Source organism: Mycolicibacter nonchromogenicus, assembly GCF_002101775.1.
GTDB lineage: Bacteria > Actinomycetota > Actinomycetes > Mycobacteriales > Mycobacteriaceae > Mycobacterium > Mycobacterium nonchromogenicum.
Map to the genome: position 1 here is coordinate 191,174 of NZ_LQPI01000042.1, position 22,581 is coordinate 213,754.

The window sequence follows — 22,581 nt, forward strand, 5'->3', positions numbered from 1 at the left end:
CAAACCGGATGTATCGGCTGGACCTGCGCAGTAGCATCTGGACCGTGTCCGACTCCAATGCCGCGCTGCGAATCCTTGTCTACAGCGACGACTCCGCGACCCGTGCGCGGGTTACGACGGCGTTGGGCAGGCAGCTGCACCCGGACCTACCTGAGCTGAGTTATGTCGAGGTCGCCACCGAGCCGGTGGTGATCCGGAAGATGGATGCCGGGGGAATCGACCTGGCCATCCTGGACGGCGAGGCCGCCCCCGCCGGCGGCATGGGCATCTGCAAACAGCTCAAGGACGAGCTCACGCCGTGCCCGCCGATCGTGGTGCTGACCGGCCGCGCCGACGATGTCTGGCTGGCCAGATGGTCACACGCCGACGCCGTGGTGTCCCACCCGATCGACCCGATGGAATTGAGCCGAGCGGTGCTCGGCCTGCTGCGCACGCCGACCCCCAGCTAACCCGGCAGTCCCAACCTTCGCCTCTGCCGCCTCGGGCCTCGCACACCTGCCCCGCCCGACCCGCGCGCCCCAGCTTCACCTCTCCTGCGTCGCCGCTCGCTGAACTGCTCCAACCGACCCGCGCGCCCCAGCTTCACCTGTCCTGCGTCGAGGCTCGCTGAACTGCCAACCGACACGGCAGTCCCAGCTTCGCCTCTCCTGCGTCGAGGCTCGCTGAACTGCCGGTTTAGGGCAGCCTCAGCGGCGAATTCCCCTGTCGCCGTTCGTCAAAGGTGATACCCGTCACAGTTACCAGCAATTTCGTATTCTTCCCAACCGCCTCGCGGCAGCGGGCTAGGCTGTGCCTGAAATCACATCGGCGCCCGGAAGGGAACTACGTCACTAAGCATGAACCTGTACCTGCCGATCCTGGTCCTTGCCGCGCTAGCCGCCGGTTTCGCCGTATTTTCCGTGGTCATCACCGCTCTGGTAGGCCCCAAGCGCTACAACCGGTCCAAACTCGAAGCCTACGAGTGCGGCATCGAACCCACAGACCAGCCGGTCAGCGGGCCGCACGCCCCGCCCGGGCAGCGATTCCCGGTGAAGTACTACCTCACCGCGATGCTGTTCATCGTCTTCGACATCGAGATCGTTTTTCTCTACCCCTGGGCAGTTGCCTTCGACGGGCTCGGAACCTTCGCCCTCATCGAAATGGTGCTGTTCGCCGTCATCGTGTTCGTCGCCTACGCCTACGTCTGGCGGCGCGGCGGACTGAATTGGGATTGAGCCGGAGTAGGCGGACTTAGACATGGGATTAGAAGAGCAGCTGCCGAGCGGACTCCTGCTGTCCACCGTGGAAGACCTGGCGGGCTACTTCCGCACCGGGTCACTGTGGCCGGCGACCTTCGGCCTGGCCTGTTGCGCGATCGAGATGATGGCGACGATGGCCCCCGACTACGACCTGTCCCGATTCGGGATGGAGGTATTCCGGGCCTCCCCGCGCCAGGCCGATCTGATGATCGTGGCAGGCCGGGTCAGCCAGAAGATGGCACCGGTGCTGCGCCAGATCTACGACCAGATGGTGGAGCCCAAGTGGGTGCTGTCGATGGGGGTCTGCGCGTCGTCCGGCGGCATGTTCAACAACTACGCGATCGTGCAGGGCGTTGACCACGTCGTCCCGGTCGACATCTACCTGCCCGGCTGTCCGCCCCGGCCGGAGATGCTGATGTACGCAATTCTCAAGCTGCACGAAAAGATTCGTTCGATGCCCCTGGGCGCCAACCGAGAACAGGTGATCGCCGCGACCGAGGAGGCCGCCCTGTCGGCACCGTCCACCTGGCAGTTGAGGGGGTTGCTGCGGTGAGCGAGACGAGCGGCGAAGACCGGACCGGACCCGAGGACGTCATCAAGGTCCGCCGCGGCCTGTTCGGTGCGACGGGCACCGGCGACACGTCCGGCTACGGGCGCCTGGTGACCGAGGTCGCACTCCCCGGCGAGACCCCAAGGCCCTACGGCGGCTACTTCGACGAACTCGTCGACACCCTCGCCGCCGCTCTGCAGCGCAACGGAATTGAATTCGCCGACGCCATCGAGAAAGTCGTGGTGTACCGCGACGAACTGACACTCTTCGTCCGTCGCGCAGAGCTGCCGGCGGTGGCCCAGCTGCTGCGCGACGAGCCGGCGCTGCGCTTCGAGCTCAGCCTCGGGGTCTCCGGCGTGCACTATCCCGGCGACACCGACCGGGAGCTGCATGCGGTGTATCCACTGCGATCCATCACCCACAACCGCCGTGTTCGGTTGGAAGTCGCTGCCCCCGACGCAGATCCGCACATCCCCTCACTTTTCGAGATCTACCCGACCACCGACTGGCATGAGCGGGAGACCTACGACTTCTTCGGGATCATCTTCGACGGCCACCCCTCGCTGACCAGGATCGAGATGCCCGACGACTGGCACGGTCACCCGCAGCGCAAGGACTACCCATTGGGCGGCATCCCGGTCGAGTACAAGGGCGCGCAGATACCGCCGCCGGACCAGCGGAGGGCTTACAAGTAATGAGCACCGACACGCCGCCCACCGTCCTCAACGTCGGTGGGCAGGAATGGGATCACGTGGTCGAGGCCGCCAGGGCCGCCGACCCCGGCGAACGCATCGTGGTCAACATGGGACCCCAGCACCCCTCGACCCACGGCGTGCTGCGGCTGATCCTGGAGCTCGAAGGTGAGACGGTGACCGAAGCCCGTTGCGGCATCGGCTATCTGCACACCGGCATCGAGAAGAACCTGGAGAGCCGCTACTGGACCCAGGGCGTCACATTCGTGACCCGGATGGACTACCTGTCGCCGTTCTTCAACGAGACCGTGTATTGCCTCGGCGTGGAGAAGCTGCTGGGCATCACCGACGACATTCCCGAGCGCGCCAGCGTCATCCGAGTCCTGATGATGGAGCTCAACCGGATTTCCTCACACCTGGTGGCGCTGGCGACCGGCGGCATGGAGCTCGGCGCGCTCTCGGTGATGCTCTTCGGTTTCCGGGAGCGGGAGCTGGTGCTCGACATCTTTGAGGCGATCAGCGGCCTGAGGATGAACCACCAGTACGTCCGGCCCGGCGGGGTGTCGGTGGATCTGCCCGACGAGGCGATCCCCATGATTCGCGACTTCCTCAAGCTGATGCCCAAGCGGCTCAAGGACATCGAGGATCTGCTCACCGAGAACTACATCTGGAAGGCCCGCACCAAGGATGTGGGTTATCTGGATCTGACCGGGTGCATGGCGCTGGGCATCACCGGTCCGGTGCTGCGCTCGACGGGGCTGCCCTATGACGTCAGACGCGCGGAGCCCTACTGCGGTTACCAGGACTACGAGTTCGATGTGATCACCGATGACGGCTGTGATGCCTACGGCCGCTACCTGATCCGCATCGCCGAGATCAAGGAGTCCCTGAAAATCGTCGAACAGTGTTTGGACAAGCTGCGGCCCGGGCCGGTGATGGTCGCCGACCGCAAGATCGCCTGGCCGGCCGACCTCAAGCTGGACAAGGACGGCCTCGGCAACTCCCGTGAGCACATCGGCTGGATCATGGGCCACTCGATGGAAGGTTTGATCCACCACTTCAAGCGGGTCACCGAAGATCTGTGGGTGCCGCCGGGGCAGGTGTTCGTCTCGGTCGAGTCGCCCCGAGGCGAACTGGGGGTGCACATGGTCAGCGACGGCGGCACTCGCCCCTACCGGGTGCACTACCGGGATCCGTCGTTCACCAATCTGCAGGCGGTGGCCGCCATGAGCGAGGGCGGGTTGATCGCCGACGTGATTGCCGCGGTGGCCAGCATCGACCCGGTGATGGGCGGGGTGGACCGATGAGCGCACCCGGCGGCGAGATCGACGTCAACAAGACCGGACGCGGGCGGTTGATGCCGCCGACCGCCGGCACCGACGGCACCCGAGTTTTTCTGCAACTGGGCCGACAGCCCGAAGAACCCAATCAGTTCAACCACCCCGGCGCGCCGACCACCTACGACGCCGACGTGCGAGCCCGGTTGGAGGCTGATGCCAAGGAGATCATCGGCCGCTACCCGCAGCCGCGCTCGGCGATCCTGCCGCTGCTGCACCTGGTGCAGTCGCAGGACACCTACATCACCCCGGCCGGCCTGTCGTTCGTCGCGGAGCTGCTGGGACTGACCAGCGCCGACGTCGCCGGAGTCGCGTCGTTCTACTCGATGTACCGGCGTGACCCCACCGGCAAGTATCTGGTCGGCGTCTGCACCAACACGTTGTGCGCGGTGATGGGCGGCGATGCCATCTACGCCGAACTCAAGGAACACCTGGGCGTGGGCAACGACCAGACCACCGCCGACGGTTCGGTCACCCTGCAACACATCGAGTGCAACGCCGCCTGCGACTACGCGCCGGTGGTGATGGTCAACTGGGAGTTCTTCGACAACCAGACTCCAGAGTCGGCGCGCGAACTGGTCGACAAGTTGCGTGAGGACGTCGAGGTTCGACCCACCCGCGGGATGCCGCTGTGCAGCTTCGCCGCCACCGAGCGGATTCTCGCCGGCTTCCCCGATGATCGCGCCGACGACGGTCAAGGCGGTGCGGGCGCGGCGACGCTGGCCGGTCTGCAGGTGGCCCGCGAGCGCGGAATGACGGCACCCGAGGCCGGCAGCAACGCCGATAGGGGTGCGAAATGACCCATACCAAAGGAACACCGCCCGAGGGCACACCGCTGACTCCGGTGCTCAGCAGCTACTGGGACGAACCCGAGTCCTGGACGCTGGAGACCTACCGTCGCCACGACGGCTATGTCGGCATGAAGCGCGCGTTGGCGATGAAGCCCGACGAGGTCATCGACCTGGTCAAGGACTCGGGCTTGCGCGGCCGCGGCGGCGCCGGGTTCTCCACCGGGACCAAGTGGTCGTTCGTCCCCCAGGGCGACGAAGGCGCAGCGGCCAAGCCCCACTATCTGCTGGTCAACGCCGACGAGTCCGAGCCAGGAACCTGCAAGGACATGCCGCTGCTGATGGCCACACCACATGTGCTCATCGAGGGCATGATCGTGTGCTGCTACGCGATCCGTGCCCGGCACGCCTTCATCTACATTCGCGGCGAGGTGCTGCCGGTGGTGCGCAGACTGCAGGCCGCCGTCGCCGAGGCATATGCGGCGGGACTGCTGGGCACCGACATCGGCGGCAGCGGCTTCGACCTGGACATCACCGTGCACGCCGGGGCGGGCGCCTACATCTGCGGCGAGGAGACCGCACTGATCGAGTCGCTGGAGGGCTATCGGGGCCAGCCCCGGCTGCGCCCGCCGTTCCCCGCGGTGGCGGGGCTGTACGCCTCGCCGACGGTGGTCAACAACGTCGAATCGATCGCCAGTGTGCCGTCGATCCTGCGCAACGGCCCGGAGTGGTTCCGGTCCATGGGCACCGAGAAGTCGCGCGGGTTCACGCTGTACTCGCTGTCGGGTCATGTCAACCGGCCCGGCCAATACGAGGCGCCGCTGGGAATCACGCTGCGCGAACTGCTCGGCTATGCCGGCGGGATTCGCGACGGACACCGGCTGAAGTTCTGGACTCCGGGCGGATCCTCGACCCCGATTCTGACCGAGGAGCACCTCGACATCCCGCTGGACTACGAGGGCATGGCATCGGTGGGATCGATGCTGGGTACCAAGGCATTACAGATCTTCGACGAGACCACCTGCGTGGTGCGCGCGGCCGGACGCTGGTCGGAGTTCTACAAACACGAGTCGTGTGGAAAGTGCACGCCGTGTCGTGAGGGCACCTACTGGCTGGTGCCCATCTACGAGCGGCTGGAATCCGGCCGCGGCACCCCGGAAGACCTCAACACCCTGCTGGACATCGCCGACGTCCTGTTCGGAAAGTCCTTCTGTGCCTTGGGCGATGGCGCGGCCATGCCGGTGAAGTCGTCGATCCAGTACTTCCGTGACGAATACATCGCCCACCTCGAGGGGGGCTGCCCGTTCGACCCGAAAGCGAGCATGTTCGTGCCAGGTGGAGCAGCAGGCGGTGTGGCGTGACGCAAACTTCTCAGCCGGAAGGCCAGGAGTCGGTGACGCTCACCATCGACGACCAACAGATCACGGTCCCCAAGGGCACGTTGATCATTCGGGCCGCCGAACAACTGGGCATCGAGGTCCCGCGGTTCTGTGACCACCCGCTGCTGGACCCGGTGGCCTGGTGCCGGCAGTGCATGGTCGAGGTGGAGGGCCAGCGCAAGCCACAACCGTCATGTGCGGTGGCCGCCGCCGACGGCATGGTGGTGCGCACCCAGCACACCTCCGCCGAAGCCGATCGGGCGCAGCACCTGGTGATGGAGCTGTTGCTGATCAACCACCCGCTGGACTGCCCGACCTGCGACAAGGGCGGCGAGTGCCCCCTGCAGAACCAGGCGATGTCGCACGGCCGCACCGAGACCCGCTTCGAAGAGACCAAGCGTCACTACCCCAAGCCGATCAACATCTCCTCGCAGGTGCTGCTGGACCGAGACCGCTGTATCTTGTGTGCGCGCTGCACCCGGTTCGCTAACGAGATCGCCGGCGACAAGCTCATCGAGATGCAGGATCGCGGCGCTCTGCAGCAGGTCGGCATCTACACCGACACGCCGTTCGACTCCTACTTCTCGGGCAACACCGTGCAGATCTGCCCGGTGGGCGCGCTCACCGGCGCCTCCTACCGGTTCCGGGCCCGCCCCTTCGATCTGGTGTCGACCCCCACCGTCTGCGAACACTGCTCATCGGGCTGCGCCCAGCGCACCGACCACCGGCGCGGCAAGGTACTGCGGCGGATGGCCGCTGAGGACGCGGACGTCAACGAGGAATGGAACTGCGACAAGGGCCGCTGGGCTTTCACCTACGCCACTCAGAGCGACCGGATCACCACACCGCTGGTGCGTGATGACGGCGGGAACCTGGTCCCCACCTCCTGGCCCCACGCGGTGGCGGTGGCCGCACGCGGCCTGGCCGCGGCGCGGGGACGCACCGGTGTGCTGGTCGGCGGCCGCGTCTCGGCTGAGGACGCCTACAGCTACGCCAAGTTCGCCCGGGTGGCGCTGCACAGTGACGACATCGACTTCCGGGCACGTGCCCAGTCCGCCGAGGAGGCCGCATTCCTGGCCGCCCGGGTGGCAGGCCGCGGTGTCGAGGTGAGTTACGCCGATCTGCAGACCGCCCCGGTTGTGCTGCTGGCCGGTCTGGAGCCAGAGGAAGAATCGCCGATCGTCTTCCTGCGACTGCGCAAGGCGGCCCGCAAGAACGCCACCAAGGTGTTCAGCCTGGCGCCGTTCGCCGACCGCGGGCTGACCAAGATGTTCGGCACCCTGCTGGCAGTCGTCCCCGGCGGCGAGGCCGCGGCACTGGATGGGCTGCACACCGGGGACGTCGGAGAGTCTCTTCGCCAACCAGGTGCGGTGGTGTTGGTCGGCGAGCGGCTGGCGACCTCACCGGGAGCGCTGTCTGCGGCCATCCGGCTGGCCGAGGCCACCGGCGCGAAGCTGGCCTGGGTTCCGCGGCGTGCCGGGGAGCGCGGCGCACTGGACGGCGGCGCACTGGCCGGCCTGCTTCCCGGCGGACGTCCGCTGGGCGATCCCGCGGCGCGGGCCGAGGTCGCGCAGGCGTGGGGTCTCAACGGCCCCGACGACCTGCCGTCGCAGGCCGGGCGCGACACCGACGCCATCCTGGCGGCCGCAGCCGAAGGAGCGTTGGCAGCATTGGTGGTCGGCGGAGTGGAGCCGGCCGACTTGGCCGATCCGGCAGCAGCACTGGCCGCCCTGGACGCGGTCGGTTTTCTGGTCAGTCTCGAGTTGCGGCACAGCGAAGTCACCGAACGCGCCGACGTGGTGCTGCCGGTCGCAGCCGCGGTGGAGAAGTCCGGCACGTTCGTCAACTGGGAGGGCCGCCACCGCCGGTTCGGTGCCGCGCTCGGTGACACCGGCGACCTGCCCGACCGGCGGGTACTCGACGTCATCGCCGAGGAGATGGGCGTCGCACTGGGACTGGCCTCGCTGGAGGCTGCACGCGACGAGCTGGCGGGCCTGGGCGCCTGGTCCGGTGCGCGCGTCGCCGACCCCGACGTGGCCGCCGGCTCGCCCGCGCAGCCGGGCAGCGGCGAAGCCGTGCTGGCCGGCTGGCGCTTGCTGCTCGACGAAGGGCGGCTGCAAGACGGTGAGCCGAACCTGGCCGGCACCGCCCGCGCGCCGGTGGCGCGGCTTTCGGCGACGACGGCCGCCGCTATCGGTGTGGCGGAAGGCGAACCCGTCACCGTCAGTAGCAGCCACGGCAGTATCACCCTGCCGCTGGCCGTCACCGAGATGCCGGACAACGTGGTGTGGCTGCCGATGAATTCGCGCGACTGCGCGGTGCACCGGGATCTGGGGGTCACCCTCGGCGCGACGGTACAGATTGGACGCAGATCATGACCGATCCCTGGTGGTTGATGCTGGTCAAGGTGCTGGGCATCTTCTTGTTCCTGCTCTTGACAGTGGTCCTCGCGATCGTCATCGAACGAAAAGTTGTGGGCCGCATGCAGATGCGCCCCGGACCCAACCGGGTCGGGCCCAAGGGCTGGCTGCAGAGCCTGGCCGACGCGATCAAACTGGCGCTCAAGGAAGACATCACCCCCTTCAACGTGGACCGGGTGGTCTACGCGATGGCGCCGGTCATCTCGACGGTGCCCGCGATCACCGCCTTCGCCGTGATTCCGCTCGGCCCGGAGGTCAGCATCTTCGGTCACCGGACCGCACTGCAACTGGCGGATCTGCCGATCGCGGTGCTGTTCATCCTGGCAATGTCGTCGATCGGGGTGTACGGGATCATCCTGGCCGGCTGGTCATCGGGATCCGCCTATCCCCTGCTCGGCGGAATCCGTTCCACCGCACAGGTGATCTCCTATGAAGTGGCGATGGGCCTGGCATTCGCGTCGGTGTTCCTCTACGCCGGGACGATGTCGACCTCAGGCATCGTGGCCGCCCAGGATCGGGTCTGGTTCACGTTCCTCATGTTGCCGTCGTTCCTGGTCTATCTGACCGCGATGGTCGGTGAGACCAACCGAGCCCCGTTCGACCTGCCCGAAGCCGAAGGTGAACTGGTCGGCGGCTTCCACACCGAGTACTCATCGTTGAAGTTCGCGCTGTTCTTCCTCGCCGAATACATCAATATGACCACGGTTTCGGCCGTCGCCGTCACCTTGTTCCTCGGCGGCTGGCACGCTCCGTTCCCGTTCAACCTGTGGCCGGCCGCCAACACCGGCTGGTGGCCGGTGCTGTGGTTCACCGCCAAACTGTGGGGCTTCATCTTCGTCTACATCTGGCTGCGAGGCACCCTGCCCCGGCTGCGTTACGACCAGTTCATGGCGCTGGGCTGGAAGATCCTGATCCCGGTGGCGCTGTCCTGGGTGCTGCTCGCCGCCGGGATACGCAGCCTGCGCAACGACGGCTACGAGCACTGGCAACCGCTACTGGCCGGCATAAGCACGCTGGCCACCGTGGTGCTGCTGTTGGTGCTGCATCGCAAGTTCAGCGCATTGAGTGGTCGTCTCGACGAACGGGCGCCGGTGGTCATCGCACCTCCGCCGTCCGAGTCAACCTTCCCGACACCACCGCTGCCGCAACGCAATCCCTCGCGGGTCAAGGAGGACGTCAATGGCTAGTCTGCGAGATGCCCTGGCCGGGTTCGGCGTCACCTGGAAGACGATGTTCAAACGGCCGATCAACGACGGCTACCCCGAGCGCAAGAAACCGACGGCGCCGCGATATCACGGCCGCCATCGACTCAACCGGCATCCCGACGGGCTCGAGAAGTGCATCGGCTGCGAATTGTGCGCGTGGGCCTGCCCGGCCGATGCCATCTACGTGGAGGCCGCCGACAACACCGACGAGGAGCGCTTCTCCCCCGGTGAACGCTACGGCCGGGTCTACCAGATCAACTACCTGCGCTGCATCGGGTGCGGCCTGTGCATCGAGGCCTGTCCCACCCGAGCGCTCACCATGACCAACGAGTACGAGATGGCCGCCGACAATCGGGCCGAGTTGATCTGGGAACGCGACCAGTTGCTGGCGCCGCTGGAGCCCGGCATGGTCGCGCCGCCGCATGCGATGCCACCCGGCGCCACCGAAAAGGACTACTACTTAGGCCGAGTCAGCCCTGCCGGGCTCGACGCCGACCCAGACCTGTTCGTGATGCTCGACCGAGTCAAGCAGGGCAAAGCCTGATGAACACCACCTCGCTCGCCGCCGACATCGTCGTCCGCACCTCCACCGGAGAGGCGGTGGCCTTCTGGATTCTGGGCATCGTCGCCGTCATCGGCGCCGTCGGCGTCGTCACGGCTTCCAAGGCGGTGTACTCGGCACTGTTTCTGGCGATGACCATGCTGATCCTGGCGGTGTTCTACTTCGTCCAGGACGCCATGTTCCTCGGGGTGGTGCAGATCGTGGTCTACACCGGCGCGGTGATGATGCTGTTCCTGTTCGTGATGATGCTGATCGGCGTCGACTCCGCCGAGTCCCTGGTGGAGACCCTGCGCGGACAGCGGGTTGCCGGAACGCTCGCCGGGATCGGCTTCGGGATCCTGCTGATCGCCGGAATCGGCGGCGCGACAACGCACCTGCGCAACATCGGCACGCCCGCAGCCACCGGCACCGGCTCGGCGGACCTGGGCCAGCACAACGTCGAGGGACTGGCGGCGCTGATCTTCACCCGCTACCTGTGGGCGTTCGAACTCACCAGTGCGCTGCTGATCACCGCGGTGCTCGCCGCCATGGTGCTCACGCACCGCGAGCGTCTGCAGCCCCGGCTGACCCAGCGCGAGCTGTCCATCCAGCGCTTCCAATCCGGCCGGCGGCCCACCCCGCTGCCCACCCCCGGCGTCTACGCCCGGCACAACGCCGTCGACATCGCCGCACGCCTGCCTGATGGGACCTACTCCGAGCTGTCGGTGTCGGACACGCTGACGCACCGCTGGGTCGGCTCCACCGGCAACGCGCGACAAGCCGACAACGACGCCGACAACGCTGCGGCGGCTCCCGCCGGCAACGGGGAGGGATCGGACCAGTGAATCCGGAGAACTACCTGTACCTGTCGGCGATGCTGTTCACCATCGGCGCGACCGGAGTGCTGTTGCGGCGCAACGCACTGGTGATGTTCATGAGCGTCGAGCTGATGCTCAACGCCGCCAATCTGGCGTTCGTCACCTTCGCACGGCTGCACTCCCAGCTCGACGGCCAGATGGTGGCGTTCTTCACCATGGTCGTCGCCGCCTGCGAGGTGGTGATCGGCCTGGCCATCATCATGACGATCTTCCGGGCCCGGCGATCCGCCTCGGTCGACGACGCGAACCTACTGCGCGGCTAGGAGTGGGAGCTCTATGACAAACGTGAGTCAGCTGAGCTGGCTGCTGGTGGCCCTGCCGACGGCCGGTGCGCTGATCCTGTTGCTCGGCGGGCGCCGAACCGACCGGTGGGGGCACCTGCTGGCCTGCGCCACGGTGCTCGGCTCGTTCGTGATCGGGCTCGCCCTGCTGGCCGACATGCTCGGCCGCGACGGCGAGGATCGGGCGATCCACACCCACCTGTTCAGCTGGGTGCCGGTCGGTGCCCTGCAGGTCGACTTCGGGGTGCTGATCGACCAGCTCTCGATCTGCTTCGTCCTGCTGATCAGCGGCGTCGGGACCTTGATCCACATCTACTCGACCGGCTACATGAAGCACGACCCCGACCGCAGGCGCTTCTTCGCCTACCTGAACCTGTTCGTCGCGGCAATGCTGTTGCTGGTGGTCGCCGACAACTACCTGGCCCTCTATGTCGGCTGGGAAGGTGTCGGTCTGGCCTCCTACTTGCTGATCGGGTTCTGGTACGCCAAGCCCGTGGCGGCCGCGGCCGGCAAGAAGGCGTTCGTGTCCAACCGGGTCGGCGACATCGGGCTGTCGCTCGCGCTGTTCGTGATGTTCGCCGGATTCGGCACGTTGTCCTACGACGGCCTGTTCGGAGCGGTCGGCGATGCCGGCCCGAGCGGGCTGACCACCGCGATCGGTCTGCTGTTGCTGGTGGGCGCCTGCGCCAAGTCCGCCCAGGTTCCACTGCAGGCCTGGTTGTTCGACGCCATGGAAGGCCCCACCCCGGTGTCGGCGCTGATCCACGCCGCCACCATGGTGACCGCCGGCGTCTATCTGATCGTGCGGTCCGGCCCGGTGTTCGACCTATCCCCCGACGCCCGGCTGGCGGTGGTCGTGGTCGGCGCCCTCACGCTGCTGTTCGGCGCGATCATCGGCTGCGCCAACGACGACATCAAGCGGGCACTGGCCGCGTCCACGGTGAGCCAGATCGGCTACATGGTGCTGGCCGCGGGCCTGGGCCCGGCCGGCTACGCCGTGGCGATCATGCACCTGCTGACTCACGGCTTCTTCAAGGCCGGGTTGTTCCTGGGCTCCGGCTCGGTGATGCACGGGATGAACGACGAGCAGGACATGCGCCGCTACGGCGCCCTGCGCAGCTTCATGCCGGTGACCTTCGCGACGTTCGGGCTGTGTTACCTGGCGATCATCGGCGTCCCGCCGTTCGCCGGCTACTGGTCCAAGGACGCCATCATCGAGGCCGCACTGGCCTCCGGCGGCACTCGCGGATGGGTGCTGGGGGCCGTCACCATCCTGGGCGCCGGGATCACCGCCTTCTATATGACCCGGGTGATGCTGATGACGTTCGGCGGCGAGCGCCGCTGGGCCGCCGACGAGAACGAGGTGAGCCCCGAGCGCGCCCTGCAGCACCCCCACGAATCGCCGCGGGTGATGACCTGGCCGATGATCGTGCTGGCCTTGGGCGCCGTGTTCGCCGGTGCCGCGCTGGCCATCGGCGGGCGCCTGGAGCACTGGCTGGAGCCGGTGGTCAGCTCCGCGGCCGCGGTCGCCCACCACGAGGGGGCGCACGCCATCCCGGCCTGGCTCACCGGCGCTATCACCCTGGGAGTTGTCCTGCTCGGTGTTGCGGTGGCCTACAACATGTACGGCCGCAAGCCGATACCGATCACCGCGCCCACCGATGTGTCGGCGCTGACCGTGGCGGCGCGCAAGTATCTCTACGGCGATGCCTTCAACGAGGAGGTGCTCATGCGTCCGGGTAACCGACTGGCACAAGGCCTGGTCGGCGTCGACGACCGGGTGGTCGACGGCTCGGTCAACCTGACGGCCGGGCTGGTGGCGATCGCGTCATACCTGGTGCGGCGCCTGCAGACCGGGTTCGTGCGCTCCTACGCCCTGACGATGCTGGCCGGTACGGTCCTGGTCGTCGCACTGGTCCTGGCGGTGCAGCTGTGAACGCGACCGGAGGCGTGCCCTGGCTGAGCCTGCTGTGGCTGGTACCGCTGATCGGTGCCGGGTTGGTCATCGTGTTGCCCGCCCGCGCGGCAGCACTGGCGAAGTGGACCGGCCTGCTGGTGAGCCTGGCGACCCTGGCGGTGGCGATCGTGGTCACCGTCGGATTCGACACCACCCCGGTGGCCGCTCCCTACCAGTTCGTCGAATCGCACTCCTGGATACCGGCATTCGGGGCGAGCTACACCCTGGGCGTGGACGGCATCGCGGTGATCCTGACGCTGCTGACCGCCGGGCTGGTGCCGTTGCTGATGCTGGCCGGCTGGAACGACGGCGAACGGGCCGATCGCAGCAGCCGGGGCCCGCACGCGTTCGCCGCGCTGACCCTGACCGTCGAGGCGATGGTGCTGATCTCGCTGGTCTCGCTGGACGTGCTGCTGTTCTACGTGTTCTTCGAAGCGATGCTGATCCCGATGTACTTCATGATCGGTGGATTCGGCAACGGGGCAAAGCGTTCCCAAGCGGCCCTGAAGTTCCTGCTGTACAACCTTTTCGGCGGTCTGATCATGCTGGCCGCAGTGATCGGGGTGTATGTGGTGAGCTCCGGCGAAAGCGGTTCCGGCGGCACTTTCGACTTCCGAGAATTGGTCTCGATCTTCTCCCCGGCGACCACCACCGTGGACCCGGGCGTGCTCAAGCTGCTGTTCGCCGGCTTTATGTTCGCCTTCGCGGTCAAAGCCCCGCTGTGGCCGCTGCACCGGTGGCTGCCCGACGCGGCGGTGGAGTCCACACCGGCCACGGCGGTGCTGATGATGGCGGTGATGGACAAGGTGGGCACCTTCGGGATGCTGCGGTACTGCCTGCAGCTGTTCCCCGACGCCTCCACGTATTTCCGCCCGGCCATCATCGTGCTGGCGGTCATCGGCGTGGTCTACGGGGCGATGGTGGCGATCGGCCAGCGCGACATGATGCGGTTGATCGCCTACACCTCGATTTCGCACTTCGGGTTCATCATTCTGGGCATCTTCGTGATGACCAGCCAGGGGCAGAGCGGTTCGACGCTGTACATGCTCAACCACGGGTTGTCGACGGCGGCGCTGTTCCTGATCGCGGGATTCCTGGTGGCCCGGCGCGGTGGCACCCGGGCGATTTCGGATTACGGCGGCGTGCAGAAGGTGGCGCCGGTGATGGCCGGCACCTTCATGGTCGCCGCGATGGCCACCCTGTCGCTGCCCGGACTGGCCCCCTTCATCAGTGAGTTCCTGGTCTTGATCGGCACCTTCAACCGGTATTGGGTGGCGGCGGCTGTCGGTTCCACGGCGCTGGTGTTGTCGTCGATCTACATGTTGTGGCTGTATCAGCGGGTGATGACCGGCCCGGTCGCGCAGGGCAATGAGGGCATCCGTGATCTGGTGCCGCGGGAGTTGCTGGTCGTCACGCCGTTGATCGCGCTGCTGCTGTTCCTCGGCTTCTACCCCAAACCCGCGCTGGACATCATCAATCCGGGCGTCGAGCACACCTTGACCACGATCGGTGAGACCGATCCGGCACCGCTGACCGCTGAGGGGGCGCACTGACCATGGCGGGCATGCCAATCCCATCCGTCGAATACGGCCTTCTGCTGCCGATTCTGATCGTTTTCGGCACCGCGGTGAGCGGCGTGCTCATCGAGGCGTTCGTCGGCCGCCGGGCGCGTTACGTGGTGCAGGTTCTGCTCGCTGTCGGTGGTCTGGCCGCCGCGTTCGCGGCCGTCGTCGCAGTGGGCCGCGAGCTGCCGGCCGCAGGTCGCATCACGGTGCTGGGCGCGGTGGCCGTCGACAGGCCGGCGCTGGTGCTGCAGGGCACCATCGTGCTGGTCGGGATCATGGCCGTGCTGTTCATCTCCGAGCGCAACATCGGTGCGGGCGTTCCCGAAGGTCCTGGTGCAGCGGCCGCACCCGCCACCTCTCCCGCCGCTGGGGCACGCGCCGGTCTGGACGCGTTCACTCCGCAGGCGTCGGCGGTGCCGGACAGCGTCGCCGAGCTTGACGCGGCGCGCGCCGGGGTGACCCAGACCGAGGTGTTCCCGCTGACGGTGTTGGCGGTCGGCGGGATGATGGTGTTCCCCGCCGCCAACGATCTGGTCACCATGTTCGTGGCGCTGGAAGTGCTCTCGCTGCCGCTGTATCTGCTGTGCGGGCTGGCCCGCTACCGCCGTCTGCTCTCCCAAGAAGCGGCGCTGAAGTACTTCCTGTTGGGTGCGTTCTCCTCGGCGCTGTTCCTGTTCGGCACCGCGTTGCTCTACGGCGCCACCGGGACACTGACGCTGTCCGACATCGGCGAGCAGTTGTTCGCCCACAGCAGCGACCCGCTGGCGCTGATCGGCGCCGTCCTTCTGCTGGTGGGCCTATTCTTCAAAGTCGGCGCGGTGCCGTTCCATTCGTGGGTTCCCGACGTCTATGTCGGGGCGCCGACGCCGATCACCGGTTTCATGGCGGCCGCCACCAAGGTCGCCGCCTTCGGGGCGATGCTACGGATCCTCTACGTCGCGCTGCCTGCCCTGCACGACCACTGGCGTCCGCTGCTGTGGCTGATCGCGGTACTGACCATGGTGGTCGCCACTATCGCGGCCATCACGCAGAACGAGATCAAGCGGATGCTGGCCTACTCCTCGATCGCCCACGCGGGCTTTGTGCTGACCGGTGTGCTCTCTGCGATCCCGGCGGGGATCTCGGCGACGCTGTTCTATCTGGTCGCCTACAGCTTCTCCACCGTGGGCGCCTTCGCCGTGGTGAACCTGATCCGAAGTGCCGGTGGTGAAGAGGAACTCGACATGTCCCGGTGGGCCGGGTTGGGGCGGCGTTACCCCGTTGTGGGCCTGCTGTTTTCGATGTTCCTGCTGGCTTTCGCCGGCATTCCGCTGACCAGTGGGTTCATCAGCAAGTTCGCGGTGTTCAAGGCCGCCGCCGAAGGCGGCGCGGCACCACTGGTGGTGGTCGGCGTGATCGCCAGCGGTGTGGCCGCCTACTTCTACGTCCGGGTGATCGTGTTGATGTTCTTCACCGACTCCCCCGCCGACCCGCCGCACCTGGTGCTGCCCAGCGTATGGAGCAAGGCGGCCATCGCGCTGTGCGCCGCGATCACCGTGCTGCTGGGGGTGCTGCCGCAGCCTCTGCTGGACCTGGTGGACGCCGCAACACAGTTCGCGCAGTAATCCCGGCGCGCCCGTCGCTCAACGGGTACATCATGTAGGGATGCCCGACGAGTCGTTTCAGCAGCTGGTGTCCATGCTGGACTACACCATGTTCGTGGTGACCACGACGAGCAACGGAAGCGCCTCCGGCTGTCTGGTCGGGTTCGCCACCCAGACCAGCATCGATCCGTCGAGGTTTCTGGTGGCAATGTCCAAGCGCAACCATACTTTCGAGGTGGCAGCCGAGGCCGAACACTTGGCCGTTCATGTGCTGGCGCGCCGCGACATCGAACTGGCCCGCCTCTTCGGCAGTGAGACCGGCGACGAGATCGACAAATTCGAACGCTGCTCATGGCACAGCGGCCCCGCCGGAATGCCGATCCTCGACGATGCTCCGGCATGGTTTGTCGGCAAGACGCTGCGTCGGATGAACCTCGGCGACCACATGGGATACCTGCTGGAACCCGTGGCCGGGTATGTCGCCCATGAGGACGCGACGCTGCTGTCGCTGTCCGACGTCGTTGATCTCGAACCCGGCCACGACGCCTGACGAGAGGTACCGAGCAGCCCTCAGCCCGCTTGGCGCAGCGGCAGACCGGCAGCCTGGTAGATCGCGTCGATGACGCTCATGTTCTCGATCGCGTCCTCGGGGGTGGTGCGCACCGCAACGCCGCGTAATACAGCGTCGGCGAACGCGTCGAGCTGGTAGGCATAGGACGCCCGGTGGGTGAAGCGCTCGACCCGCCTTCCATCGGGCGAGCTGACTCGCAGCCGGTGGAAGTATTGCGGCATCAGCGGGTTGAGCGCGCGCAGCTCGCCGCGCTCCCCGATCACCCGGGCGCTGATCTGCAGCAGGTTCGATGACCACAGCGAGCAACGGATGGTCCCGGTGTGCCCCGCGGGAAATCGCAGCTGCGCCGTCATCGCTCGGTCGACGAGCGGATCACGCAACTTCGCCTGCGCGGAAACCACTTCCGGGGTGGCCCCACCGAAGGTGCGGGCCATGTGCACGGCGTAGCAGCCGGCGTCCATCAGGGCCCCGCCGGCCAGCTCATACTGATAGCGGATGTCGGAGAAGCGGGGCAGCGGGAAGCTCAGCGCGGCGTGAACCTGTCGCAGCTCACCCAGTTCGCCTGAGGCGATGATCTCTTCGATGCGCGCCGTCATCGGGTGGTAGCGGTAGTGGAACGCCTCCATGACCACTCGGCCGCTGACCGCAGCCGCCGCGGCGACCTCCCGGGCCTCCTCGGCGTTGGCGGTGAACGGCTTCTCGCACAGCACATGTTTGCCGGCATCCAACGCGGCACGTGTCCACATACCGTGCAGGTGGTTCGGCAGCGGGTTGTAGATGGCGTCGACCTCGGGGTCTGCGAGCAGCGCGTCGTAGCTGTCGTGCACCCGGCCGATGCGATGTTTGGCGGCAAACGCACGAGCCCGGCCGATGTCGCGGGCTGCCACCGCACTCACCACGACCTCCGGATCGGCGGCGGCGGGCTTGAGCAGTGCGTCCGGGGTGATGCGCGCCGCTCCCAGCACACCGATACGCAGCACCGCCGTCATGCGACGGCACTCCGCAGCAGGCGGAAGCCGGCCACCCGCCGACCGCGGTGAGTTGCGGTCGTCATCTCGACGACCCTGCGCGCCTGCTCGTCGACCGGCGTGGCCGGGTCGAGAACCGACAGATATACCTCGTGGGCGGCCAGGGACCGCGTCGCGAGTTCGAGGTAGTCCTGCACATCTTCGACGTGGGTGGGACCCGGGCCACCCTGGAACAGCCAGCGCGGCGGATCCCCGCACATGTCCCAGGCATCGGTGACCGCGGCGGCGAATTCGATGTGGTCACGTTGGTTGGGCATGCCTGAGCCGAACTCCGCGCCGCCGTAGATCGCCACCACCACATCGGGTCGCACCTCGCCGATCACCGCGGCAATCTTGGCGCGCAACTCCGGCGTGTTGGTGATGCTGCTGTCCGGGAAGCCCCAGAAGTCGACGTCAGCGACCCCCACGATGGCCGCCGCGCGCCGCTGCTCCTGCTCGCGCAGCGGTCCGGCCCGTTCCGGCTCCATGCCGGCGATGCCCGCTTCCCCGCTGCTGGCCAGGGCATAGCGGACGGTCTTGCCGGCGGCAGTCCATTTGGCCACCGCAGCGGCAATCCCGTATTCGGGATCGTCGGGGTGGGGCACCAACACCAGCAGCGACACCCAGTCCTGCGGGAAGGGCTGCGGCCCGGTGGACGCGTCAGGCTCAGCCATGGATCTATGCCATCACACCGTGGGCGATGATGTCGGTGATCGCTTGCACCCAGTCATCGCCCAGATCGTCGTCGGGACGCAGCATCATGGCCAGCAGTGTTGCGCCGCCGATTATTTCGACGAGTCGGTCGGGGTCCACATCGGTTCGTGCATCGCCGCGGCTCACCGAATCGGCCACCCAATGGCGCATCACCTCGAACAGCCCCTGGAAACGTTCCAGGATGCGTGCGGTCAACTCGGCGTTGCGGGCCATGTCACCGATCAGGCCCGGCAGGGCGGCCCGCACCACGGGGTTGGTGAAGGCGTCCCGCGCACCGGCCATCATGGCCCGCAGGTCGCCGGAGACGTCGCCCGGTGGCGCAGTCACCGCCTGGGGCGGTACCGCGAATGCTGCCTCGTGCACCAGCTCGGCCTTACTGGGCCACCGGCGGTACAGCGCCGTTTTGGTGGTGCCGGCGCGCTCGGCGACAGCCGCCATGCTCAGATTCGAATATCCGACTTCGACAACCAGTTCCGCGGCGGCCTGCAATATGGCACCGTCAATGCGGGGATCGCGGGGACGGCCCGCGCCGGACCCCTTGTCAACGGCTGAGGGTTCTGCTTTCATAACGCTACCTGTCGTATCGTAATTACCTTGACGGAGGATACAACCGTGGTCGACCAACCGACTGTGGAAAAGGACGTCGGCCGGCTCCAACGTTCCAGCCGCGACGTCACCACACTGCCCACGGTAATGTCTCGCTGGCTTGCCACCCAGTTGCCCGGCGCGCCCACGCCGGAGATCACCGTGGAAAGCGGCGTGGACACCAACGGCATGTCGTCGGAGACGATCATGCTCACCGGCCGCTGGGCAGTCGACGGCTCGCCGGTCGAGCAGCGCTGGGTGATGCGGGTGGCACCCGCCGCCGAAGACGTGCCGGTGTTCCCGAACTACCGGCTGGACCACCAGTTCGAGGTAATGCGGCGGGTGGGTGAGCTCACCGATGTCCCGGTGCCGAAAGTCCGGTGGATCGAGCCGACCGGTGACGTGCTGGACCGACCGTTCTTCCTGATGGACCGCATCGACGGCAAGGTTCCGCCGGACGTCATGCCCTACACCTTCGGCGGCAACTGGTTCGCCGACGCCTCGGCCGAGCAGCAGCGGACCCTGCAGGACTCCACCATCGAAGTGCTCGCCAAGCTGCACGCCATCGCTGATGCCGAGCAGACGTTCACCTTCCTCAACGAGGGTTCGACCGGGGACTCCGCGCTGCACCGTCACTTCACCGGAGTGCGGCAGTGGTACGAGTTCGCGGTACCCGACATAGGACGTTCACCGCTGCTGGACCGCAGCTTCGCCTGGTTGGAGGAGAACTGGCCGGCCGACGTGGCCGCCGGGCAGACGGTGTTGTGCTGGGGCGACTCGCGGGTGGGCAATGTGCTCTACCGCGACTTCCAGCCGGTGGCCGTGCTGGACTGGGAGATGGTGGCACTGGGGCCGCGAGAACTGGATGTGTCCTGGATCATCTTCGCGCACTTGGTGTTCGAGGAACTCGCCGGACTGGCCGGGCTGCCCGGTCTTCCGCAGGTGCTGCGCGAGGACGACGTGCGAGCCACCTACCAGCAGCTCACCGGCGTCGAACTCGGTGACCTGCACTGGTTCTACGTCTACGCGGGCGTGATGTGGGCAATCGTGTTCATGCGCACCGGGGCCCGCCGGGTGCACTTCGGGGAGATGGAAAGGCCCGAAGACCCCGAATCGTTGTTCTATCACGCCGGATTGCTCAAGAGGTTGATCGGAGAACAGAGCTGATGCTGGGGCCACTCGACGAATTCCCGGTCCACCAACTGCCGCAGCCGATTGCCTGGCCGGGCTCCTCGGATCGCAACTTCTACGACCGGTGCTACCTCAACGCCCATGACCGCACCGGCGACATCTTCCTGATCACCGGGTGCGGCTACTACCCCAACCTCGGCGTCAAGGATGCCTTTGTGCTGATACGCCGCGGCGACACCCAGACGGCGGTGCACCTCTCGGATGCCATCGACTCCGACCGGCTCAATCAGCGCGTCGGGGCCTACCGCATCGAGGTCACCGATCCGCTGCGGTCCTTGCGGTTGGTCATGGATGAGACCGAGGGCATCGCAGTCGACCTCCGCTGGGAGGGGCTGTTCGCCCCGGTGCAGGAGCAGCGGCACATCCTGCGGACCGGCAACCGGGTGACCCTGGACGCGCAGCGGTTCGCTCAGCTGGGTTCTTGGAGCGGCCAGATCGTGATCGACGGCGTGGAGATCGCCGTCGATCCCGCAGTCTGGATCGGTTCACGCGACCGTTCCTGGGGCATCCGTCCGGTCGGCGAACGCGAACCGGCGGGCCGGCCCGCCGACCCGCCGTTCGACGGCATGTGGTGGCTGTATCTGCCGATGGCGTTCGAGGATTTCGCGGTGGTGTTGATCATTCAGGAGGAGCCCGACGGTTTCCGTTCGCTCAACGACTGCACCCGTATCTGGCGTGACGGCCGTGTCGAACAGCTGGGCTGGCCACGGATCTCCACGCGCTATCGGTCCGGCACCCGCATCGCCACCGGAGCCACCATCGAGGCAACGCGCCCGGACGGCACCCCGGTGGTGCTCGAGGTGGAATCCAAACTGCCGGTGCCCATTCACGTCGGCGGCGGCTATGGCGGGGACAGCGATTGGCTGCACGGTGAGTGGAAGGGTGAGAATTTCACCGAGCGCCGGACCTATGACATGACCGATCCGGGCATCCTCGGGCGCACCAGCTTCGGGATGATCGACCACGTGGGGCGGGCGGTGTGCCGCGACGGCGACGCCGCACCGGTCGAGGGTTGGGGACTCTACGAGCACGGCGTGCTGGGCCGCCATGACCCGACGGGATTCCCCGACTGGGTCACCATGGCGCCCTAGCTCAGTTCGCTGACGATCTGCCCCACGACCGCCGGGGCGATCGGCGCCGCCTGGTACACGCAGACGGTGTCGGCGATTCCCTCTACCCGGTCGCGGATGTGGGCGGCCACCTGCGCCGGTGTACCGCAGGCGACGATCGTATGCAGGATCTCGTCGGTGATCCGGGCGCCCATCTGCGCCCATTGGCCCTGCTTGGACAGTGCGTTGAGTTCCGGCTGTAAATCCTGCCAACCGTGGGCGGCCAGCACCGGGACGTATGCCGGAGTCGACGCGTAGAAACCGAGCAGCTTCCGGGCGGCGGCTTCGGCGGACTCCCGCTCGGCAGCGGTGACGCCGGTGGCCACTATGACTTCTGGCACGACAGTGAAATCCTCGGCGCGACGCCCACCTTGGGCAAGGCCGGCGCGCACCGCGGACATGGTGTGCTCATGCAGGAATCGCTTGGTGGAGAACGGCATCACCAGCAAACCGTCGGCGTGCGCGGCTGCGGCACGGGTCAGCCGCGGGCCCAGCGCGCCCACGTAGATCGGTGGCGGTCCATACGGATTCGGTCCGGGGCTGAACGTCGGCGTCATCAGGGTGTGCCGGTAGTAGTCGCCGCGAAAATCCAAGCGAGCCCCGGTATTCCAGGATTCGAAAATCGCCCGCAACGCCGCGACGAGTTCGACCATGCGGTCCACCGGCCGGTCGAATTCGGCGCCGAACCGCTTCTCGATCTGGGCGCGCACCTGCGTACCCAGGCCCAATATGAAGCGCCCGCCGCTGAGCAGCTGGTGATCGTTGGCCTGGTGCGCCAAATGGATCGGGTTGCGTGGGAACGCGATCGCGACGTTGGTCATCAAGTCCAGGCCACCGACACCGGCGGCCAGTGTCAACGGTGCGAACACATCGTGCGGGCCTTCGAAGGTGAAGACTCCACTGACACCGGCGTCACGCAGCTCGCGTGCCTGATCGGCGACACCCGTCAGCCCGCTGAGGGCAGCGAGGACTCTCAACGCAGCTCCGGCC

General features: G+C 67.0%; 22 protein-coding genes. 18 read left to right on the forward strand and 4 right to left on the reverse strand.

The annotated features are described in order from the left end of the window. The first annotated feature begins 44 nt into the window (after positions 1-44). The 16 genes from AWC18_RS11500 to AWC18_RS11575 all read left to right on the forward strand — a co-directional run bounded on the left by AWC18_RS11500 (position 45) and on the right by AWC18_RS11575 (position 16,964). Positions 45-449 (forward strand): Rv3143 family two-component system response regulator, encoded by a 405-nt coding sequence (locus AWC18_RS11500; protein WP_085138837.1) that lies wholly within the window; start codon positions 45-47, stop codon positions 447-449. Positions 450-836: 387 nt separating this feature from the next. Then, on the forward strand, positions 837-1,214 hold the full coding sequence (locus AWC18_RS11505; RefSeq protein WP_076047547.1) for an NADH-quinone oxidoreductase subunit A: 378 nt from the start codon (positions 837-839) through the stop codon (positions 1,212-1,214). 22 nt (positions 1,215-1,236) lie between these two features. After that, entirely contained in the window at positions 1,237-1,791 is a 555-nt protein-coding gene (locus AWC18_RS11510; protein ID WP_064999687.1) for a NuoB/complex I 20 kDa subunit family protein, read from the forward strand. Beyond that, positions 1,788-2,483 carry an NADH-quinone oxidoreductase subunit C gene (locus AWC18_RS11515; RefSeq protein WP_085138798.1) on the forward strand — a complete coding sequence of 232 codons (696 nt, stop codon included), beginning with the start codon at positions 1,788-1,790 and terminating at the stop codon, positions 2,481-2,483. Before AWC18_RS11510 ends, AWC18_RS11515 begins: the two co-directional genes overlap by 4 nt. Next, complete coding sequence (locus tag AWC18_RS11520) at positions 2,483-3,787, forward strand: NADH-quinone oxidoreductase subunit D (RefSeq protein ID WP_085138799.1); 1,305 nt, start codon at positions 2,483-2,485, stop codon at positions 3,785-3,787. The genes AWC18_RS11515 and AWC18_RS11520 overlap by 1 nt, the downstream gene beginning before the upstream one ends. Before the next feature lie 50 nt (positions 3,788-3,837). After that, positions 3,838-4,617: an NADH-quinone oxidoreductase subunit NuoE gene (gene nuoE, locus AWC18_RS11525; protein WP_085138838.1), complete on the forward strand. Its 780-nt coding sequence runs from the start codon at positions 3,838-3,840 to the stop codon at positions 4,615-4,617. Then, complete coding sequence (gene nuoF / locus AWC18_RS11530) at positions 4,614-5,966, forward strand: NADH-quinone oxidoreductase subunit NuoF (RefSeq protein ID WP_085138800.1); 1,353 nt, start codon at positions 4,614-4,616, stop codon at positions 5,964-5,966. The genes nuoE and nuoF overlap by 4 nt, the downstream gene beginning before the upstream one ends. Beyond that, entirely contained in the window at positions 5,963-8,362 is a 2,400-nt protein-coding gene (locus tag AWC18_RS11535) for an NADH-quinone oxidoreductase subunit G (RefSeq protein WP_085138801.1), read from the forward strand. Before nuoF ends, AWC18_RS11535 begins: the two co-directional genes overlap by 4 nt. Next, positions 8,359-9,591 carry an NADH-quinone oxidoreductase subunit NuoH gene (gene nuoH / locus AWC18_RS11540; RefSeq protein WP_085138802.1) on the forward strand — a complete coding sequence of 411 codons (1,233 nt, stop codon included), beginning with the start codon at positions 8,359-8,361 and terminating at the stop codon, positions 9,589-9,591. Before AWC18_RS11535 ends, nuoH begins: the two co-directional genes overlap by 4 nt. Then, positions 9,584-10,153, forward strand: a complete 570-nt coding sequence (gene nuoI, locus AWC18_RS11545; protein ID WP_064999681.1) for an NADH-quinone oxidoreductase subunit NuoI — start codon at positions 9,584-9,586, stop codon at positions 10,151-10,153. Before nuoH ends, nuoI begins: the two co-directional genes overlap by 8 nt. Further along, a complete protein-coding gene (locus tag AWC18_RS11550; protein WP_064999680.1) occupies positions 10,153-10,995 on the forward strand; it encodes an NADH-quinone oxidoreductase subunit J in 843 nt (280 codons plus the stop codon). The genes nuoI and AWC18_RS11550 overlap by 1 nt, the downstream gene beginning before the upstream one ends. Next, positions 10,992-11,291, forward strand: a complete 300-nt coding sequence (nuoK, locus tag AWC18_RS11555; RefSeq protein ID WP_064999679.1) for an NADH-quinone oxidoreductase subunit NuoK — start codon at positions 10,992-10,994, stop codon at positions 11,289-11,291. Before AWC18_RS11550 ends, nuoK begins: the two co-directional genes overlap by 4 nt. A 13-nt stretch (positions 11,292-11,304) precedes the next feature. Then, the gene (nuoL, locus tag AWC18_RS11560) at positions 11,305-13,245 is read left to right on the forward strand and encodes an NADH-quinone oxidoreductase subunit L (protein WP_085138803.1); all 1,941 of its coding nucleotides are present in this window, start codon (positions 11,305-11,307) and stop codon (positions 13,243-13,245) included. Between the two features lie 14 nt (positions 13,246-13,259). After that, complete coding sequence (locus AWC18_RS11565; RefSeq protein ID WP_109560061.1) at positions 13,260-14,819, forward strand: NADH-quinone oxidoreductase subunit M; 1,560 nt, start codon at positions 13,260-13,262, stop codon at positions 14,817-14,819. A 2-nt stretch (positions 14,820-14,821) separates the two neighbouring features. Next, the gene (gene nuoN / locus AWC18_RS11570) at positions 14,822-16,435 is read left to right on the forward strand and encodes an NADH-quinone oxidoreductase subunit NuoN (protein WP_085138805.1); all 1,614 of its coding nucleotides are present in this window, start codon (positions 14,822-14,824) and stop codon (positions 16,433-16,435) included. Between the two features lie 40 nt (positions 16,436-16,475). Then, the gene (locus AWC18_RS11575; protein WP_085138806.1) at positions 16,476-16,964 is read left to right on the forward strand and encodes a flavin reductase family protein; all 489 of its coding nucleotides are present in this window, start codon (positions 16,476-16,478) and stop codon (positions 16,962-16,964) included. A gap of 20 nt (positions 16,965-16,984) precedes the next feature. On the opposite strand, the gene AWC18_RS11580 is transcribed toward AWC18_RS11575, so the two are convergent. The 3 genes from AWC18_RS11580 to AWC18_RS11590 are packed head-to-tail and all read right to left on the reverse strand — an operon-like array spanning position 16,985 to position 19,273. Beyond that, positions 16,985-17,974: a Gfo/Idh/MocA family protein gene (locus tag AWC18_RS11580; protein ID WP_085138807.1), complete on the reverse strand. Its 990-nt coding sequence runs from the start codon at positions 17,972-17,974 to the stop codon at positions 16,985-16,987. Then, a complete protein-coding gene (locus AWC18_RS11585; RefSeq protein ID WP_085138808.1) occupies positions 17,971-18,666 on the reverse strand; it encodes a PIG-L deacetylase family protein in 696 nt (231 codons plus the stop codon). The genes AWC18_RS11580 and AWC18_RS11585 overlap by 4 nt, the downstream gene beginning before the upstream one ends. Positions 18,667-18,670: 4 nt before the next feature. Then, positions 18,671-19,273, reverse strand: a complete 603-nt coding sequence (locus AWC18_RS11590; protein ID WP_064999673.1) for a TetR/AcrR family transcriptional regulator — start codon at positions 19,271-19,273, stop codon at positions 18,671-18,673. Positions 19,274-19,300: 27 nt separating this feature from the next. On the opposite strand from AWC18_RS11590, the gene AWC18_RS11595 reads away from it, so the two are divergent. Together AWC18_RS11595 and AWC18_RS11600 are read left to right on the forward strand one after the other, a co-directional pair. Then, positions 19,301-20,458: a phosphotransferase family protein gene (locus AWC18_RS11595; RefSeq protein WP_420093328.1), complete on the forward strand. Its 1,158-nt coding sequence runs from the start codon at positions 19,301-19,303 to the stop codon at positions 20,456-20,458. Continuing rightward, a complete protein-coding gene (locus tag AWC18_RS11600) occupies positions 20,458-21,573 on the forward strand; it encodes an Rv3169 family protein (protein WP_085138810.1) in 1,116 nt (371 codons plus the stop codon). Before AWC18_RS11595 ends, AWC18_RS11600 begins: the two co-directional genes overlap by 1 nt. Here the strand turns inward: AWC18_RS11600 and AWC18_RS11605 are convergent. Then, positions 21,570-22,568: a TIGR03617 family F420-dependent LLM class oxidoreductase gene (locus AWC18_RS11605; RefSeq protein ID WP_085138811.1), complete on the reverse strand. Its 999-nt coding sequence runs from the start codon at positions 22,566-22,568 to the stop codon at positions 21,570-21,572. The two genes, AWC18_RS11600 and AWC18_RS11605, sit on opposite strands and share 4 nt — an antisense overlap. Positions 22,569-22,581: the final 13 nt, after the last annotated feature.

Excerpts from the sequence above, each read along its gene's own strand:
- AWC18_RS11505 (WP_076047547.1), top strand. The coding sequence starts at position 837 with ATGAACCTGTACCTGCCGATCCTGGTCCTTGCCGCGCTAGCCGCCGGT.
- AWC18_RS11510 (WP_064999687.1), top strand. The coding sequence starts at position 1,237 with ATGGGATTAGAAGAGCAGCTGCCGAGCGGACTCCTGCTGTCCACCGTG.
- AWC18_RS11520 (WP_085138799.1), top strand. The coding sequence starts at position 2,483 with ATGAGCACCGACACGCCGCCCACCGTCCTCAACGTCGGTGGGCAGGAA.
- nuoE (WP_085138838.1), top strand. The coding sequence starts at position 3,838 with ATGCCGCCGACCGCCGGCACCGACGGCACCCGAGTTTTTCTGCAACTG.
- nuoF (WP_085138800.1), top strand. The coding sequence starts at position 4,614 with ATGACCCATACCAAAGGAACACCGCCCGAGGGCACACCGCTGACTCCG.
- nuoH (WP_085138802.1), top strand. The coding sequence starts at position 8,359 with ATGACCGATCCCTGGTGGTTGATGCTGGTCAAGGTGCTGGGCATCTTC.
- nuoI (WP_064999681.1), top strand. The coding sequence starts at position 9,584 with ATGGCTAGTCTGCGAGATGCCCTGGCCGGGTTCGGCGTCACCTGGAAG.
- AWC18_RS11550 (WP_064999680.1), top strand. The coding sequence starts at position 10,153 with ATGAACACCACCTCGCTCGCCGCCGACATCGTCGTCCGCACCTCCACC.
- nuoL (WP_085138803.1), top strand. The coding sequence starts at position 11,305 with ATGACAAACGTGAGTCAGCTGAGCTGGCTGCTGGTGGCCCTGCCGACG.
- nuoN (WP_085138805.1), top strand. The coding sequence starts at position 14,822 with ATGGCGGGCATGCCAATCCCATCCGTCGAATACGGCCTTCTGCTGCCG.
- AWC18_RS11575 (WP_085138806.1), top strand. The coding sequence starts at position 16,476 with ATGCCCGACGAGTCGTTTCAGCAGCTGGTGTCCATGCTGGACTACACC.
- AWC18_RS11580 (WP_085138807.1), bottom strand. The coding sequence starts at position 17,974 with ATGACGGCGGTGCTGCGTATCGGTGTGCTGGGAGCGGCGCGCATCACC.
- AWC18_RS11585 (WP_085138808.1), bottom strand. The coding sequence starts at position 18,666 with ATGGCTGAGCCTGACGCGTCCACCGGGCCGCAGCCCTTCCCGCAGGAC.
- AWC18_RS11590 (WP_064999673.1), bottom strand. The coding sequence starts at position 19,273 with ATGAAAGCAGAACCCTCAGCCGTTGACAAGGGGTCCGGCGCGGGCCGT.
- AWC18_RS11600 (WP_085138810.1), top strand. The coding sequence starts at position 20,458 with ATGCTGGGGCCACTCGACGAATTCCCGGTCCACCAACTGCCGCAGCCG.